Origin of the sequence: Actinoplanes sp. HUAS TT8 (assembly GCF_051380535.1) — a bacterium.
Lineage (GTDB): Bacteria > Actinomycetota > Actinomycetes > Mycobacteriales > Micromonosporaceae > Actinoplanes.
Window position 1 is genome coordinate 6,635,661 of record NZ_CP195646.1, and the last position, 14,877, is coordinate 6,650,537.

Annotated in this window: 11 protein-coding genes and 1 riboswitch; of the genes, 4 read left to right on the forward strand and 7 right to left on the reverse strand. The window is 71.4% G+C overall.

Annotation, left to right across the window (positions count from 1 at the left end):
• Window positions 1-27 precede the first annotated feature (27 nt).
• Window positions 28-2,292, reverse strand: a complete 2,265-nt coding sequence (locus tag ACSHV8_RS29580; protein WP_436520892.1) for a putative bifunctional diguanylate cyclase/phosphodiesterase — start codon at window positions 2,290-2,292, stop codon at window positions 28-30.
• Window positions 2,293-2,334: 42 nt separating this feature from the next.
• Complete coding sequence (locus tag ACSHV8_RS29585; protein WP_436536948.1) at window positions 2,335-3,540, reverse strand: aminotransferase class V-fold PLP-dependent enzyme; 1,206 nt, start codon at window positions 3,538-3,540, stop codon at window positions 2,335-2,337.
• 48 nt (window positions 3,541-3,588) lie between these two features.
• Window positions 3,589-3,703: riboswitch (SAM riboswitch) on the reverse strand.
• Between the two features lie 72 nt (window positions 3,704-3,775).
• Between ACSHV8_RS29585 and ACSHV8_RS29590 the strand changes: the two genes are divergently transcribed.
• On the forward strand, window positions 3,776-4,558 hold the full coding sequence (locus ACSHV8_RS29590; RefSeq protein ID WP_436520894.1) for a DUF1684 domain-containing protein: 783 nt from the start codon (window positions 3,776-3,778) through the stop codon (window positions 4,556-4,558).
• Between the two features lie 33 nt (window positions 4,559-4,591).
• The gene (locus ACSHV8_RS29595) at window positions 4,592-5,683 is read left to right on the forward strand and encodes a M20 family metallopeptidase (RefSeq protein ID WP_436520896.1); all 1,092 of its coding nucleotides are present in this window, start codon (window positions 4,592-4,594) and stop codon (window positions 5,681-5,683) included.
• A gap of 7 nt (window positions 5,684-5,690) precedes the next feature.
• Here the strand turns inward: ACSHV8_RS29595 and ACSHV8_RS29600 are convergent, their stop codons facing one another.
• The gene (locus ACSHV8_RS29600; RefSeq protein WP_436520898.1) at window positions 5,691-6,293 is read right to left on the reverse strand and encodes an HD domain-containing protein; all 603 of its coding nucleotides are present in this window, start codon (window positions 6,291-6,293) and stop codon (window positions 5,691-5,693) included.
• Window positions 6,294-6,586: 293 nt separating this feature from the next.
• Here ACSHV8_RS29600 and ACSHV8_RS29605 point away from each other — a divergent pair, with 293 nt between their 5' ends.
• Window positions 6,587-8,203 (forward strand): glycoside hydrolase domain-containing protein, encoded by a 1,617-nt coding sequence (locus ACSHV8_RS29605; protein WP_436520900.1) that lies wholly within the window; start codon window positions 6,587-6,589, stop codon window positions 8,201-8,203.
• A 46-nt stretch (window positions 8,204-8,249) separates the two neighbouring features.
• Here ACSHV8_RS29605 and ACSHV8_RS29610 read toward each other — a convergent pair whose 3' ends face one another.
• The 3 genes from ACSHV8_RS29610 to ACSHV8_RS29620 form a co-directional block, all read right to left on the reverse strand.
• Complete coding sequence (locus ACSHV8_RS29610) at window positions 8,250-9,044, reverse strand: SAM-dependent methyltransferase (protein ID WP_436520902.1); 795 nt, start codon at window positions 9,042-9,044, stop codon at window positions 8,250-8,252.
• Window positions 9,045-9,210: 166 nt separating this feature from the next.
• Window positions 9,211-10,860: a sensor histidine kinase gene (locus ACSHV8_RS29615; protein WP_436520904.1), complete on the reverse strand. Its 1,650-nt coding sequence runs from the start codon at window positions 10,858-10,860 to the stop codon at window positions 9,211-9,213.
• 7 nt (window positions 10,861-10,867) lie between these two features.
• A complete protein-coding gene (locus ACSHV8_RS29620; RefSeq protein WP_436520906.1) occupies window positions 10,868-12,037 on the reverse strand; it encodes a PAS domain-containing protein in 1,170 nt (389 codons plus the stop codon).
• Between the two features lie 52 nt (window positions 12,038-12,089).
• Here ACSHV8_RS29620 and ACSHV8_RS29625 point away from each other — a divergent pair, with 52 nt between their 5' ends.
• On the forward strand, window positions 12,090-12,797 hold the full coding sequence (locus ACSHV8_RS29625) for an alpha/beta hydrolase (protein WP_436520908.1): 708 nt from the start codon (window positions 12,090-12,092) through the stop codon (window positions 12,795-12,797).
• A gap of 84 nt (window positions 12,798-12,881) precedes the next feature.
• On the opposite strand, the gene ACSHV8_RS29630 is transcribed toward ACSHV8_RS29625, so the two are convergent.
• Window positions 12,882-14,633, reverse strand: coding sequence for a hypothetical protein (locus ACSHV8_RS29630; RefSeq protein WP_436520910.1), 1,752 nt, complete (start codon window positions 14,631-14,633; stop codon window positions 12,882-12,884).
• Window positions 14,634-14,877 lie beyond the last annotated feature (244 nt).

Sequence of the window (14,877 nt, forward strand, 5' to 3'; positions counted from 1 at the left end):
CGGCCGCGGGCCCCTCTGTGGTTTCAATCAGGTGAACTGAGCCATAGGAGTGACACACTTCCGGTTGATCAACATCTGCTGGAACTCCTCCGGAGCTCGCGGTTCGCTGAAGAAATACCCCTGTACGGCCGGGCAGCCGGCCGCCTTCAGAGCCTCCCAGTCGGCCATCTCCTCGACCCCCTCGGCGATCGTGGACATGCCCAGGGACTGGGCCAGCCAGAGCACCGCCTGGATGATCGACGACTTGCGCTGGTCCTCGGCGAGACCGGCGACGAACGAGCGGTCCAGCTTGACGATGTCCGCCGGGACCGACTTGAGCCAGGTCAGCGAGCTGTAGCCGGTCCCGAAGTCGTCCAGGGCGATCCGCACGCCGAGCCGCTTGATGGTGGCCAGGCGCTCGCTGACGTCGACCGTCGAGGACAGCAGGGCGGTCTCGGTGATCTCCAGCACCAGGCGGGACGGGTCCAGCCCGGGGTGGGCGGCGAGCAGGTCGGCCAGCATCGGCACGAAGTCCGGCTCGGCCAGCTGGCGCGGGCTGACGTTGACCGACACGTAGCCCAGGTGCCCGGACCAGTAGATCAGGTGCTCGATCGCCGAGCGCAGCACGTGCTCGCCCAGCGGCACGATCATGCCGGTCTCCTCGGCCGCGCCGATGAAGTGGAACGGGCTGAGGATCCGCCCGTCCGGGGTCCGCATCCGGCACAGCGCCTCGGCGCCGACGATCTGCCCGGTGATCGTGGACACGACCGGCTGGAACCACAGCGGCAGCGTCCACGGCAGGTGCCCGGCCAGGGCCTGGCGCAGGCGGGCCTCGGCGGCCAGCCGCTCGTGCACCGACACCCGCATGTCCTCGGCGAACACCTCCAGACGGTTGCCGCCGGCCCGCTTGGCCGCGTACATGGCCGTGTCGGCGGCCAGCACGACGTCGTCCGAGTGCTCGGCGCCGTGATCGGAGGCGACGCCGACACTGACCGAGATCGGCAACGGGTTGCCGGCCACGTCCAGCGGCTCGCCCAGCGAGGCCAGGATCTCCTGCCCGACCCGCAGGCCGGTGCCCGGAGGACCGGTCACCGCGACGACGAACTCGTCACCGCCGAGCCGGGCCAGCAGTGCGCCCGGCGGCACGACCCGGGACAGCCGGGCCGACAGCGCGCGCAGCACGTCGTCGCCGGCCGCGTGGCCGGAACCGTCGTTGACCGACTTGAACCGGTCCACGTCCATGTAGATGACGCTGACCGGGTTCCGGCCGGCCAGGAGCACGGCCAGGTCGTTCTCGAACGCCTTGCGGGACAGCAGACCGGTCAGCGAGTCGTGCCGCACCTGGCGGCGCAGCTCCTCCTCGTGGTTGCGGACACTGGTGACGTCCAGGCAGTGCACGAAGATGAACCGCAGGGTGCCCTGCTTGTCGTAGAGCGGCGTGCTGTGCAGCTCGACCCAGATCAGCTCGCCGTCGTCGGTGCGCCGGTACTGCCGGGTCAGCGTGAGCGGGTGGGGGGACGCCGACATCCGCGGGAAGGCGCTGCCCTCCTCGGCCACGGCGACGAGCGGCACATCCCGTACGGAGAAATCGGCCGGAAGCTCGTCCGGCAACCGCAACCAGTGCCGGTAGGCCGCGTTGGTGCGCAGCACCAGCCCGTCCGGCGCGAACATCGCCATCGGCACCGGAGTCTCGTCGAAGGCGACGCTGAGCTGGGCCTGGCTCTCCTCCAGGTTGTCCGCGGCGCGGCGCTCCTCGGCCTCGGTCAGCCCCCACTGGACCACCTGGAAACCGGCCGCCAGCAGCACCGCGAAGCCGTGCAGGCCGGCCCAGAGCAGCGGGTGCGCCTGCGCCGAGTGGTGGTCGTAGGTGTGCGTGCCGGTGATCACGCCGAACAGCCCGTGGTGCAGGGTCGTGGCCACCAGGAACGCGCCGAACGGGGCCCAGTCCCGGTAGAGGGCGAGCGCGGCGACCGCGACGAAGAACGAGAAGTGCGCCTCGGTCAGGCCGTTGCTCAGCGACACGAAACCGGCGCAGGCGACGGTGAACCCGATCGCCACCGCGACCGAGCGCAGCCGGCGTCCCCTCAGCAGGGTGCCGGCCACCACGCAGGGCAGGACCAGCAGGTCCGTCCAGAGCAACGTGGCGCCCTGATCCGGGCGCAGCGCGCCGAACACGGTCACCACGAGCACGACGACGCCGAGCAGCACCGTCAGCAGACGGTGCCTCGTCGCCCAGTCCTCGTCGCGCAGGCCGCCACCGGAGGGTAGGCGGTCCCGCAGCCTCATCAGCCAGGTCCCCACGGTTCCGTTCATCGGAACGTTCCGGGGTGAGCGCAGGTTCCCGCCGGTTGCCGGTCAGGAGCGGAGTATCTCGGCCAGTGCTTTCGTGAAGCGGTCGACGTCGTCCTCGGTGCTGCCGAGGCCCCAGCTGGCCCGGAGCAGGCCGGCTCCGGGCGCGTCGCACGTGTCGGATTTTTCGGCGTTCACCAGGCGCCGGACGAGCGGATGGGCGCAGAACTGGCCGGCCCGGACGCCGATGCCGTACTCGCGGCCCAGCCGGTGGGCGACCTGCGCGGGATCGTGGCCGGGGAGGGCGAGCGAGACGATGCCGACCCGCGGGTGGTCCGGGCCGAACAGGCTGACCTCGCGGGCGCCCTCGGGCAGGCCCCGGCGGAGACGGGTCAGGAGGCGCTGCTCGTGCTCGTGCAGGGCGTCGCGGTCGGCGACCAGCAGGGCGGCGCAGACGGCGGCGATCGCGACGGCGCCGAGCAGGTTGGGGGTGCCGCCCTCGTGCCGGGCCGGGCCGGTGGCCCAGGTCAGGTCGCCGGGGCGGTCGCCGACGGTGGCGCTGGCCCCGCCGCCGTAGAGGTAGGGCTCGGCGGCGTCCAGCCAGTCGGCCCGGCCGGCCAGGACTCCGCCGCCGAAGGGGGCGTACAGCTTGTGACCGGAGAAAGCCAGAAAATCAGCACCCAGGTGGTCCAGGTTCGCCGGTAGGTGCGGCGCCAGCTGGGCTCCATCAACAATGACGCGTACGTCGTGCGCGTGGGCGATGTCGGAGATTTCCCTGATCGGCCACACTTCGCCGGTGACGTTGCCGGCTCCGGTAACGGTGACAACCGCGGGTCCGGTGATGCCGCCGAGCGCATTTTCGACCGCATTTATCGCCTCATCGGCGGACTTCGGCGCGGGGAGCCGGAGCTGATTCGGCCAGGGCAGCAGGTTGGCGTGGTGCTCGCCCTCGAACAGGATCGTCGTGGTGCTCGGCGGCAGGGCCCGGGCCAGCAGGTTCAGCGCGTCCGTGGTGTTCCGCGTGAAGATCACCTGGTCGCCGGGGCGGGCGCCGACGAACTCGGCCACCACGTCCCGGGCCACCTCGTAGGCCACCGTCGAGGTCTGCGACCGGACGCCGGTACCGCGGTGCACGCTGCCGTACCTCGGGAGCAGTTCGGCGACGGCCTGCGCGGCGGCCTCGGCACAGGGAGCCGAGGCGGCGTAGTCCAGGTGCGCGAAACGCACCGTCTCGCCGGTGGGAAGTTCGGTCTTCAGGTCGTCGCCGACGATGTCGAGAGCCGACACGGCATGCCTCCGCCGAGGTCTGGGACCCCACGGGGCCCGCGCTTGCCGGCGTCGGGCGACACCGGCCCGGTCCTCACCCGGGGCACCCCATCGCGAACGCAAGGGTTGCCGGTCAGCAAGCCGGGGCTACGCGCTGACACTCATGACCTGGCCACGAAGTTAGCAGAACTCACAGCGCCGTGCCATATCCCATTCCACGAGTAGGGATTAAGGTCGATGTATGAGCGATTTCCAGCAGCAGTGGACGCGGTGGCACGACGAGCACGAGAAGCGGCGGGCCGACCCGCACGGGTTCCTGGCGATCACCGGCCTGCACTGGCTGGACGAGAAGCCGCAGCACTTCCCGGACGCGCCGGGCTCGTGGCACACCGGGCCGGACGGCGTGGTCGTCGACCTCGGGCCGGACGAGTCGCTGCTCATCGACGGGGCGACTGTGACCGGGACGCATGCGTTCGGGCCGATCCCCGAACGCGGTGACATCACTGTGGGTTACGGTGACGCGAAGCTGGAGATCGCTCGGCGGGGCGGCTATGACGTGCTGCGGCCCCGGCACCCCGACAACGAGACCCTGGTCAAATATCTCGGGACGCCGGCCTACACGGCCGATGAGAAGTGGGTTGTGAGCGGCACTTTCGTGCCGTTCGAGGCGCCCGTGCCGGTGACCGTGGGCTCGGTCTCGGAGGGGCTCGAACACGTCTACGAGTCGCCCGGCAAGGTCGAATTCACCGTGGGCGGGGAGGATCTGGCCCTCACCGCGTTCAACGGCGGCACGCCGGGTTCACTCTTCGTGTTGTTCACCGACGCGACTTCCGGGGTCACGACGTACGCCGCCAATCGGAGTCTGGCGATCCCCGCGCCGGCCGCCGACGGGACGGTGACGCTCGACTTCAACCGGGCGACCAACCTGCCGTGCGCGTACACCGAGTTCGCGACCTGCCCGCTGCCGCCGGCCGGGAACAAGCTGCCCGTGGCGGTGGAGGCGGGCGAGCAGCTTCCCCGATAGCGTCGGTTCAGGCTTCCCCGATAGCGTCGGTTCATGGAGGAACTGCTCGCGTCCGCCGAGGCGCTGATCGGAATCCGCTCCACCGCCGATCGGCCCGGTGAGCTGCACCGGGCCCTCGGCCTCGCGCTCGACGTGGTCGGGCCGGACTTCGAGATCCAGCGCTTCGAGTCCCGGGGCAAGCCGAGCGCACTCGTCACCCACCCCGACCGGCCCGGGCAGCCTCGGGTGATCCTCAACGGTCACCTGGACGTGGTTCCGGGCACGCCGGACCAGTTCCGGGCCCGCCGGGAGGGCGACCGGCTCTACGGCCGGGGCGCGCACGACATGAAGGTGGCCGCGCTCGTGCTGGCCACGGTGTTCCGGTCGCTCGCGGCCGAACTGCCCTACCCGATCGCGCTGCAGCTGGTCACCGACGAGGAGGTGGGCGGCTTCGACGGTACGGGCCATCAGGTCGACCAGGGTGTCCGCGGCGACTTCGTGGTCATCGGTGAGCAGAGCGCGCTGCGGGTGGTCACCGAGTCCAAGGGGCTGGTGCGGGCGCGACTGGTCGCTTCCGGGCAGACGGCCCACGCGGCCTATCCGTGGCTGGGCTCCAACGCGCTGATCACGCTCTGGGAGGCGGTCGATCGGGTGCTGGAGCGCTATCCCGTACCGTCCGCGGAAGCCTGGGCGACAACGGTCAACCTGGCCCGGATCGAGACGTCCAACGAGGCGGTCAACCAGGTGCCGGCCGACGCCGTGGCCTGGCTGGACATCCGGTACCCGCCCGAGGACGGTGAACTGACCGGGCGGTCGGTGGCGGCGATCGTCGAGCATCTGCGGTCGGTGGCCGGGCCCGGGGTGGACGTGGTGGTGGACGCCGTGGGGACACCGCACCGGGCGGACGCCGGGAGCGCCGAGGTCGTGGCGCTGCGGGAGGCGGCCCGGGCCGTGGGCTACTCCGGGGAGCTGCTGCGCAAGCACGGGTCGGCCGACAGCCGGTTCTACTTCCCGCTCGGCGTCGGCGCGGTGATCTTCGGGCCGGCCGGGGACGGCCAGCACGGGCCGGAGGAGTACGTGCAGATCAGCTCGCTGACGCCGTACGCCGAAGCCTTGTCGATCTTCTTGAAGGGTCTTCCGGCGTGACCGGGCGTCAGTCGGTGAAGGAGAGCAGGTATTCGATGCGGTGGGCGATGCCGCGCAGGTAGGGGCCGCGATCGGGGTCGACCTTGGCGTTCCACGAGGACGGGCCGTGGCGCTCCAGCATCTCCGCGTAGCGGGAGGCCGGGCCGACGTGGGCGCCGTCCGGGCCGACGGTCTGGTCGGCGTAGGTGAGGGCGTCGGCCAGGACCGTGCGCTCGTCCGGATAGGCGGCCAGCAGCTCGCTCAGGCCCCGGGCGGCGGCGATGAACCGGGCGCCCGAGTGGTACGCCACCAGGCCGGCCACCCGGACCGGCCAGCCGTTGCGGGTCAGGTGATCGGCGCCGTCCAGCGGGTGGAAGCCGGTGGTGACGGTCTCCGCGGCGTAGCCGACGTCGTGCAGCCAGGCGGCCGCGGTCAGCAGGTCGGCGTCGATGCCGAGCGGCCCGGCCAGGGCGGCCGCCCGCTCGGCGACCCCCTGGGTGTGCCGCCAGCGATTACCCATGTCACCCAGCAGCGACTCGGCCACCGTCCGGGCGGCGGCGGTCAGCGGGCCCTCGCACGGCCCGGCCGGCGTGGGCAGGCAGGGCGCGGGGAGCAGGGTCGGGGCCGTCATCGCCGGATCGTAGGCCGCTGATGGTGAACAAAAGACCAACTGAGCATGAGCGCACCCTGAATCCACACGTCGGCGACCTGGCAAAAGGCTGATCGGCCGATCCGCGGAGATCGTTAGCCGGAGCCGCGCCGGGCTTGTGGGGCACCTCACCGGACTCATCCCTTCGGTCAGACGGATCTCGACCGAACAGATCTTGGCAGCCGGGCATCGGCCTGGTTCGATCCGGAGGTTCATTGCGCCGTGATCAGCGCGATGACTTCCCACGCCGTGAAACCGCCGACGTCAGGATCACGATGAGCGAAACGCCCAAGCCGGGGCGTCACCGGATGACCACCCGCTGGCTGGTGCGGTACCGCAAGCGCCTGATCGGCGTCCTGGTACTGCTGCTGTCGCTGACGCCACTGGCGTTCATGAACACCGCGGGCGCGGCCACCGCCCTCGGGCCGCAGCCGGGCAACTTCACCGGGTCGGCCTTCGACGCGTGCGCCGCCCCGTCCAGCGCCACCATGGCGACGTGGCTGAAGTCGTCGCCGTACCGGGCGATCGGCATCTACATCGGTGGCGTCAGCCGCGGGTGCGCCCAGCCGAACCTGACCAACGCCTGGGTGCGCGAGCAGGTCACCCGCGGCTGGCACCTGATCCCGCTCTACGTCGGACCGCAGGCCAGCTGCACCAAGGTCAGCAAGAAGACGCTGATCGACAACTCGAAGGCCGCGGCCCAGGGTGCGGCGTCCGCCTCCGACGCGGTGACACAGGCCAAGAAGCTCGGGCTGACCCCGAACAGCGTGCTGATCTACGACATGGAGGCGTACGACACCACGAACGCCGCCTGCAGCCTGGCCGTCAAGCAGTTCATGGGCGCGTGGACCGCCCGCCTGCACGACAACGGGTACGCCTCGGGCTTCTACAGCAGCTCCGGCTCCGGGATCGCCGACCAGGTGGCCGTCTACAACCAGGGCGGGTACGCGCGACCGGACTACATCGACTTCGCCCGCTGGGACAATGTGGTCACGCTCCGCGACCCGCTCATCCCGACCGAGTACTGGACCGGGCGCCGCCGGATGAAGCAGTACCAGGGCGGACACCAGGAGACGTACGGCGGCGTCACCATCAACATCGACAACGACTACGTGGACTTCCGGGTCATGCCGGCCACCCTGCAGGCCGACTGGAACCGCAACGGCTGGTCCGACGTGCTGGCGGTGACCACCAGCTCGAAGCGGTTGTACTCGTACCGGGGCAACGGCGCCGTCGTCTACGGCACCGGGACGCTGATCGGCAACTTCTCCGGCTTCAACACGCTGCTGCGGATGGACCTGAACAAGGACGGCTTCCCGGACATCATCGCCCGGCAGACGTCGACCAGCGCCATCTACTTCTACCCGGGCCGCAGCACGGGCGCGCTCGGCCCGCGCAAGCTGCTCTTCTCCCGCAGCCGGACGCTGCGCGAGCTGACCGCGATCGGCGACTTCAACAAGGACGGCTACCCGGACATGGTGGCCGCGATGAACAACGGCGGCCTCTACCTCTACCCGGGGGCCAAGGGCGCCAAGTTCGGCAAGGCCAAGCGGCTGGTCGCCGGGAACTGGAACGACCGCAGCGAGTTCGCCGGCGTCGGCGACTTCAACCGGGACGGCTACCAGGACCTGGTGGTCAAGGTGAACAAGACCGGCGCGATGTCGCTGTACCGCGGCCGGTCCGGCGGCTTCCTGAACCCGGTCACCATCGGCTCCGGCAACGGCATACGCGACTACGTCGGCGTCGGCGACTTCGACCGCGACGGCTACCCCGACCTGGCCGCCGTGCAGGCTAGCAACGGCAACCTGGTCCTGTTCCGGGGCCAGGGCAACGGACTCAAACCGGCCATTCGCATCGGCTCCGGCTACGCCGGTCGCACCCTACTCTTCTAGAGATTCAGCTCGCCGAGATGGCGCCGGGTGATCCCGGCGCCATCTTTCATTTTCCCGTACGGGCGTGAGCCGTCACGATCATCCGCTGATGGTCGGCGGTCAACGGCTCACCGTCCTCCCCGTACCCGGCGACCGCCCCGAAACCGGCGGCGACGAGCCAGTCCCGCAGCTCCGGGAAACCGAACAGGCGCTTGAGGAACGTCAGCCGGCGCACCCGCCCGTCCCGGATCACCGTGCGCTCCACCTCGAACCGGCCGGTCAGCGCGTCCAGGCGATGCCGGTCGACCAGCATGTCCCCGTCCTCCCGGGCCACCGTCACCCGCGACGGCGTCCACGAGGCGAGGAACCGGGTCAGGTTGTCGAGATCCATGGCGAGCCGCCCGCCCGGGGCGAGCACACGCGCCATCCCGGCCAGCACGGTTCGGTTCACGTCGTCGTCGAAGTAGCCGAACGCGGTCGACCAGTTGACCACGCGGTCGAAACGCCCGGACCACTCCCCCGGCAGCGCCCGCATGTCCCCGGCCACGAAATCCACGTCCAGGCCCTGCTCGGCGGCGTCCGACCGGGCCCGATCCAGGAACACCGGCGAGAAGTCGAGGCCGGTCACCCGGCAGCCGCGGGCGGCCAGGGCCCGCGCCATCGAGCCGTGGCCGCAGCCCACGTCGAGCACGCTCATGCCCGGTTCCAGGTCCAGCAGCCGCCAGACCCGGTCGGTGCCGGACACCCCACCGTGGTCGGTCGGCACGCCCGGCCCGTGCGTCACCCGCGCCGGACCACCCGCGAAGAAGTGCAGGTAGTCGTCGTCGTACATGGCCCCGGCGTCGAACAGATCGGTCGTCACCCGGTCGACGCTAGTCGATGCCGACCGGCGGCCGGGAGGTGCGGCCGGGAGCCGGCACCGCGCCGGTGGGCGGACCACGTCTCCCGGGAATCAGCCCGGATGCGGCCCGGCGGCCCGGTGCGGCCGGGGCATCGCGTGGCTCGGCGGGCGTGGGCCCGTCCCGTACCTATATGGGGGGTTGATCGGGAAGGGTGAAGACGACGCGCGTGCCGCCGCCGGGATTGTCGGCGACCCGGATCGAACCGCCGTGGCGGTCGACGATGCGCAGGCAGCTGGCCAGGCCGATGCCGTGGCCGGTGGCCGAGGTGCCGTCGAGGCGGGTGAACATGTCGAAGACGCGGCTGCGCTGCTCCGGCGGGATGCCCAGGCCGTTGTCGGCGACCGTTATCGCCCAGCCGGAACCGTCGCGGTCGGCCGTCACCTCGACGTGCGGGGGACGGTCCGGGTGGCGGTATTTGATCGCGTTGGCGACGAGGTTCTGCAGGAGCTGGCGGGCCAGCACCGGATCGCAGGAGACCTGGGGCAGCGGGCCGGGGGCGGTCACCGCGGCGTCGGTGGCGCCGATCTCGGCGTGCAGGTCGGCGACGACACTGTCGAAGACCTCGCCCAGGTCGGCGGTGACGCAGCGGACCGGGGCGCTGCCGGCCTGGGCGTAACCGAGCAGGGAACCGATCAGGTCGCGCATCCGGGTGACCGCGCGTGAGGCGGCGTCGACCCAGCCGCGCGGCTGGCCCTCGACGACGTCCTCGAGCAGCTCCAGGTAGCCGCCGACGGCGCCGAGCGGGGCGACCAGGTCGTGGCTGACCGCGCCGGCGAAGTTGGCCAGGTCGGCGTTGGAGCGGCGCAACTCCTCGTTGGCGGCGGCCAGTTCACGGCGGGCCCGTTCGATCACGCGCTGCTGGGCCCGGTCGGTGGTGACGTCGTTCATCGCCACGACGGCGCCGAGCGGGGTGCCGTCCGGGGCGATCAGCGCGCGACCGCTGGAGGTGACGTGGATCGGCTCACCGGTGCGGCGCCGGATGATGATCTCGGCGTTGGTGACCGTGCCCTCGTGCAGCGCCCGCATCAGCGGGATCCGGTCCGGCGTCAGGCGGGTCTCGCCGTCGGTCTCGAACAGCGCGTACCGGTCCGAGTAGTCGCGCGGGTCGACGGTCGGGTCGGCGTCCAGGCCGTGCCACTCCCGCGCGGTCCGGTTGAACAGGGTGAGATGGCCGTCCCGGTCACAGGCGACCACGGCCACGTCGATGGTCTCCAGCAGCGTGTCGGTCCAGCGCTGCCGGGCCTCGGACATGGCGGCCAGCTCGGCGTTGATCCGGGCCTGCCGGCGCCGCTCGAAAAGGGCGACGATCACCTGGGCCAGGTCCTTGAGCCGGGCGATCTGCTCGTCGTCGAGCGTGCCGGGCTGGTCGTGGAAGACGCAGAGCGAGCCCAGGGCGTACCCGTCCGGGGTGATCAGCGGCGCCGAGGCGTAGAAGCGCACGTCGGCGTGGATGCCGGTGACCCACGGATTGGTCCGGTAGGTCGGGTCGACACTCGCGTCCGGCACGTACGTGAAATTGCCGGTCTCGAATCGGATCGCGCACATCGAATCGGACCGCGACGAGTCCCCGCCGTCGAACCCGACGGTGGTGAGCTGGCACTGCCGGTTCTCGTCGATCAGGTTCAGCGTGGCCGTCGGCACGCCGGCCACCGTCGCCGCGACCCGGACCACCGCTTCCAGTTCGTCGCCGGCCGGCGAGTCGAGCAGACGGTACTCGTGGAGTGCCGCCAGCCGCCGCCGCTCACGCTCGTCCACCAGCTCCGCGACCAAATTCACCTTCCCCCTATCGGCGGTCCGCCGCCGATCCTGAAGAACGTGCCGCCAGAGCGTCGGCCAGCAGCCCGTCGATCAGGTCGCGCATCCGGGCCACCTCGGCCGACCCGGCCGACGCCTCCGGGTAGCCCTCACCGGCCAGCAGCTCCAGGTAGCCGCCGACCGCGGCGAGCGGCGCGATCAGGTCGTGACCGACCGCGGCGGCGAAGTTGGTCAGATCCGCGTTCGAACGCTCCAACTCGACGTTGGCCGCGGCCAGCCGCTCCCTGGCCTCCTCGATCAGGCGGCTGCGCAGCCGGTCGGCCGTCACGTCGGACTGCGCGAGCACCGCGCCGACCGGTTCGCCGTCCGGGCCGGGCAGCGGACTGGCGTTGACCAGGACGTGCACCTCCCGGCCGTCCGGCGGGCGGATCACCATCTCCCGGCCGGTGATCACCACACCGTCCCGGAGCGCCACCTGCAGCGGCAGCTGGTCGTCGGGGATCGGGGTGACCCCGTCCGGCTCGAACAGCCCGAACCGGCGGGCGATGTCGGTCCGCGTCTGATCGTCCTCGCCGCTGCGGCCGTGCCACTCGCGGGCCGCCCGGTTCCAGAGGGTCACCCGGTAGTTCTGGTCGCAGGCGATCACCGCGGTGTCGACGGTGTCGACCAGGATCTCACTCCACTGCTGCTTGACCTGGGCCGAAGCGGCCAGTTCGGCGTTGCGCCAGGCCTGGCGGCGGCGCTCGAAGAACGCGATGACGATCCCGGCCAGATCGGTGAGCTGCGCCCGCTGCCGGTCGCCGAGCTCGTGCGGCTCGTCGTCGAAGACGCACAACGTGCCCAGCGCGTGCCCGCGCGGGGTGATCAGCGGCGCCGAGGCGTAGAACCGGAGCCGGCCCAGAGCACCGGTCACCCACGGATTGTGCTGGTAGAGCGGGTCCAGCCGGGTGTCCGGCACGTGCACGAACCCGCCGCACTCGAACTGCACGCCGCACATCGAATCGGACCGCGCGCAGTCCACCGGCGCCCCGCCGATCCTGATCAGCTGGTACTGCCACCGCTCGTCGATCAGGTTCAGGCTGGCCGAGGGCACCCCGGCGATCGTGGCGGCGACCCGCAGCACGGCCCGCAACTCCGACTCCGGCGGGGTGTCGCGCAGCCGGTACTCGTGCAGTGCCGCCAGCCGTTCCTGTTCCACTCCTACCTCATCGTCCGGCCCGGCGAGAGACTGAGGACGTTAGTCTCCGTCAATGACCTACGTGAAGCCCTTCGTTCTCGCGGTCGAGGAACGGACTCCGGAACGTCACGAACTGCTCGACATCTACCTGCCCGACGACCTCACCGCGCCGCGCCCCGCGGTCCTCGTCGTGCCCGGCGGGCCGATCCCGGAACATGTGCGTCCGACCCAGCGCGACTGGCCGGTCTTCCAGGGCTACGCGCGGATCGCCGCCGCTCGCGGCCTGATCGGCGCGGTCGTCGAACACAAGATGTACGGCCCTTCCGGGTACGGCGACGGCGCCGCCAACGTCGAAGCGGCGGTCGAGACGCTGCGCAGCGATCCGCGGGTCGACGAGAACCGGCTGGCGCTCTGGTTCTTCTCCGGGAGCGGGCTGCTCTCGGCCGACTGGCTGCGGGAACCGCCGTCGTGGCTGCGCGTGCTGGCGATGAGCTATCCGATGCTGGCGCCGTTCACCGGGTGGGTGGTGGATCCGCGGTTCGCCCCGATCCCGGCGGTGGCCGGGGCCGGGGAACTGCCCATCGTGCTGACCCGGGTGGGGCTGGAACAACCGGCCATGGCGGTGCCGGTGGAGGAATTCGTGGTGGCGGCCGCGAAAGCGAACCTGGAGATCGTGGATCTGCCGGACGGGCAGCATTCGTTCGACATCAAGGATGACAACGATGAATCGCGAGCCGCTATCGAGCGGGCGGCCGGGTTGGTTTTCGCTCGGCTGATCTGAGGATTGCGGGGCCGCCACCCGGGGTTGGGGCGGCGGCTTTTCCGCTTTTCCGCGTGCCGCTTTCCGGCGTTCGCTTTTCCGTGGTCAGACGGTGACGGTGTCTACTGCTACGCCGTCGTCGGGGATGCTGGGGGCGTCCTCGTCGGCGGGGCTGTTGTCGGTTTCGTCAGTGGCTTCGTCGGTGCTTTCGTGGTCGGCGGTTGCCACGGTCTGGTCGCCGCGCTCGTCGCTGCTCGCCTTTTCCGACATTTCGTATTTGTCGGGCGCTTCGGTGTCGCTCTGGGCGTCGGCGTCCTGGCACGGCTGCTGCGCCTGATCGCGGTCCGGCCGCTCGTGGTGTGCCCGGCGGTGGCCGGACCGGGACCGGTCCGGCTGCGTGTGCGCCGCGTGCTTCACCCGGTGATGACGGTGGTGGCGCGGCCCCTCGTCAGACGCTCGGCGGCCGAGGTCGAAATCCCCGAAACCATCATCAAAAATCCCATCGCGTACGACGTCGAAGCCGTCATCCCCGTACGGCTCGAAGCCGTCGTCCCCGGACTCGAAGCCGTCATCGCCGTACCAGCCGCCCGACCCGAACGGGAACGTGTGCCGGTACTGCGCGTAGTCCGCCGAGCGCGGCATGGCGATCGGCATCCCGGCGTGGTTCAGCAGGTAGATCTGCGAGTCCAGGTCGCCCTGGTCGGTGTCGAAGCACAGCTTCGAGTTGCCCATCCACCCGTTGGCCAGGGTCATATCGGTGATGTCGCCGCAGCTGCGGTCGGCGTTGATCGGCTGGTCCGGGTCCAGGGCGCGGACCCAGGCCGGGCGGTGCCGCGTCGCGTTGTGCCGGGACGGGCGCTGCTGCGCGGGCCGATCGTCGTGGGCCTGGGCCGGGCGGTGCGGGCGGACCTGCGGCCGGTCGGAGGTGACCGGCGGCTCGGCGTGCGGGGGCACGGCCTGCGGCAGGTCGGCGAACGGCGGGTTGTCGGCCGGCGCGTCGTGGGCCGGCGAGTTGCCCGACGGCGGCGGGTCGTGGGCGACGATCGGCTCGGCCTGGATCGGCGGCGCCTGATGGGCCGGGCCGGCCGGGGTCAGGGTGCCCGGCCGGTTGACCGGCTGGGCGACCGGGGCCTGGCCGGCCGGGTTCAGCCCCGGGTTTTGCCCGGCGGGATTTTGGCCCGCGGGGTTCTGGCCGGTCGTGTGCTGGCCCGCCGGGGCCTGACCCGCCGGCGCTTGGCCGCCCGGTGCTTGACCGCCAGGCGCCTGACCGGCCGGGGCCTGGCCGCCCGGGGCCTGGCCGTTTCCGGTCACCGGTGCGGTGCCCGGGTTCTGCGGCGTGGCCGGGGTGGCGCCGCCGCCGAGTCCGGGGCCGCCGACGCCGTTGCCGGCCGGGCCGACCACGCGCGGGTTGTCGACCACCGTGCCGCCCAGACCGAGGCCACCGCCGCCGCCGTGCTGGTGGCCGCCGGTGCCCGGAGTGGCGACGACGTTGCCGCCCGGGCCCAGAGCGCGGGTTCCACCACCGGCCGTACCGTGGTTGTTGCTGTTGCCGTTGCCGTTGGATCCGCCGCCGACCGCCGAGCCGATCCCGCCGTCGTCGTTCCCGGCCGGCGCCTGGCCCGGCTGGTTCTGCTGGTCGTCCTGCGCGGGCGCGCCGGGCTGCTGCTGCTCGCCGTCACCGGCGGCGTCCGGGTGCGGCGGCTCCAGCGTCGGCCAGATCGCGCCGGGCGGCGGCAGCTCGCCCGCGAACGGCTTCTCGTCGTCGCCGGTGCACCCGGCAACGGTCATCAACAGGGCCGCTCCCAGCACGGCGCCGATCCGGCGCGGACGTACGGACTTGTTTTCGGCGCTCTGCATGAGTGGTCCACTCCCCCTACGTGGACGCCATGATCAGCATCCGGGCGGGATCACTATCCACCGTCCAGCCGCGACGGTCCGGGCGTTGGATCTTCGACACACCCGGACCGGGGGCGGTTCCAGCCGCGCGGGTGACCGGCCGGAATGCCTTGCCCTCCGAGTCGTTAACCGGCCATCACACCGGTGCCGGCGCAGCTCTCCGAACCGTCAGCCGGCCATCCGGGGCCGGCGCAACGGTCCGAAT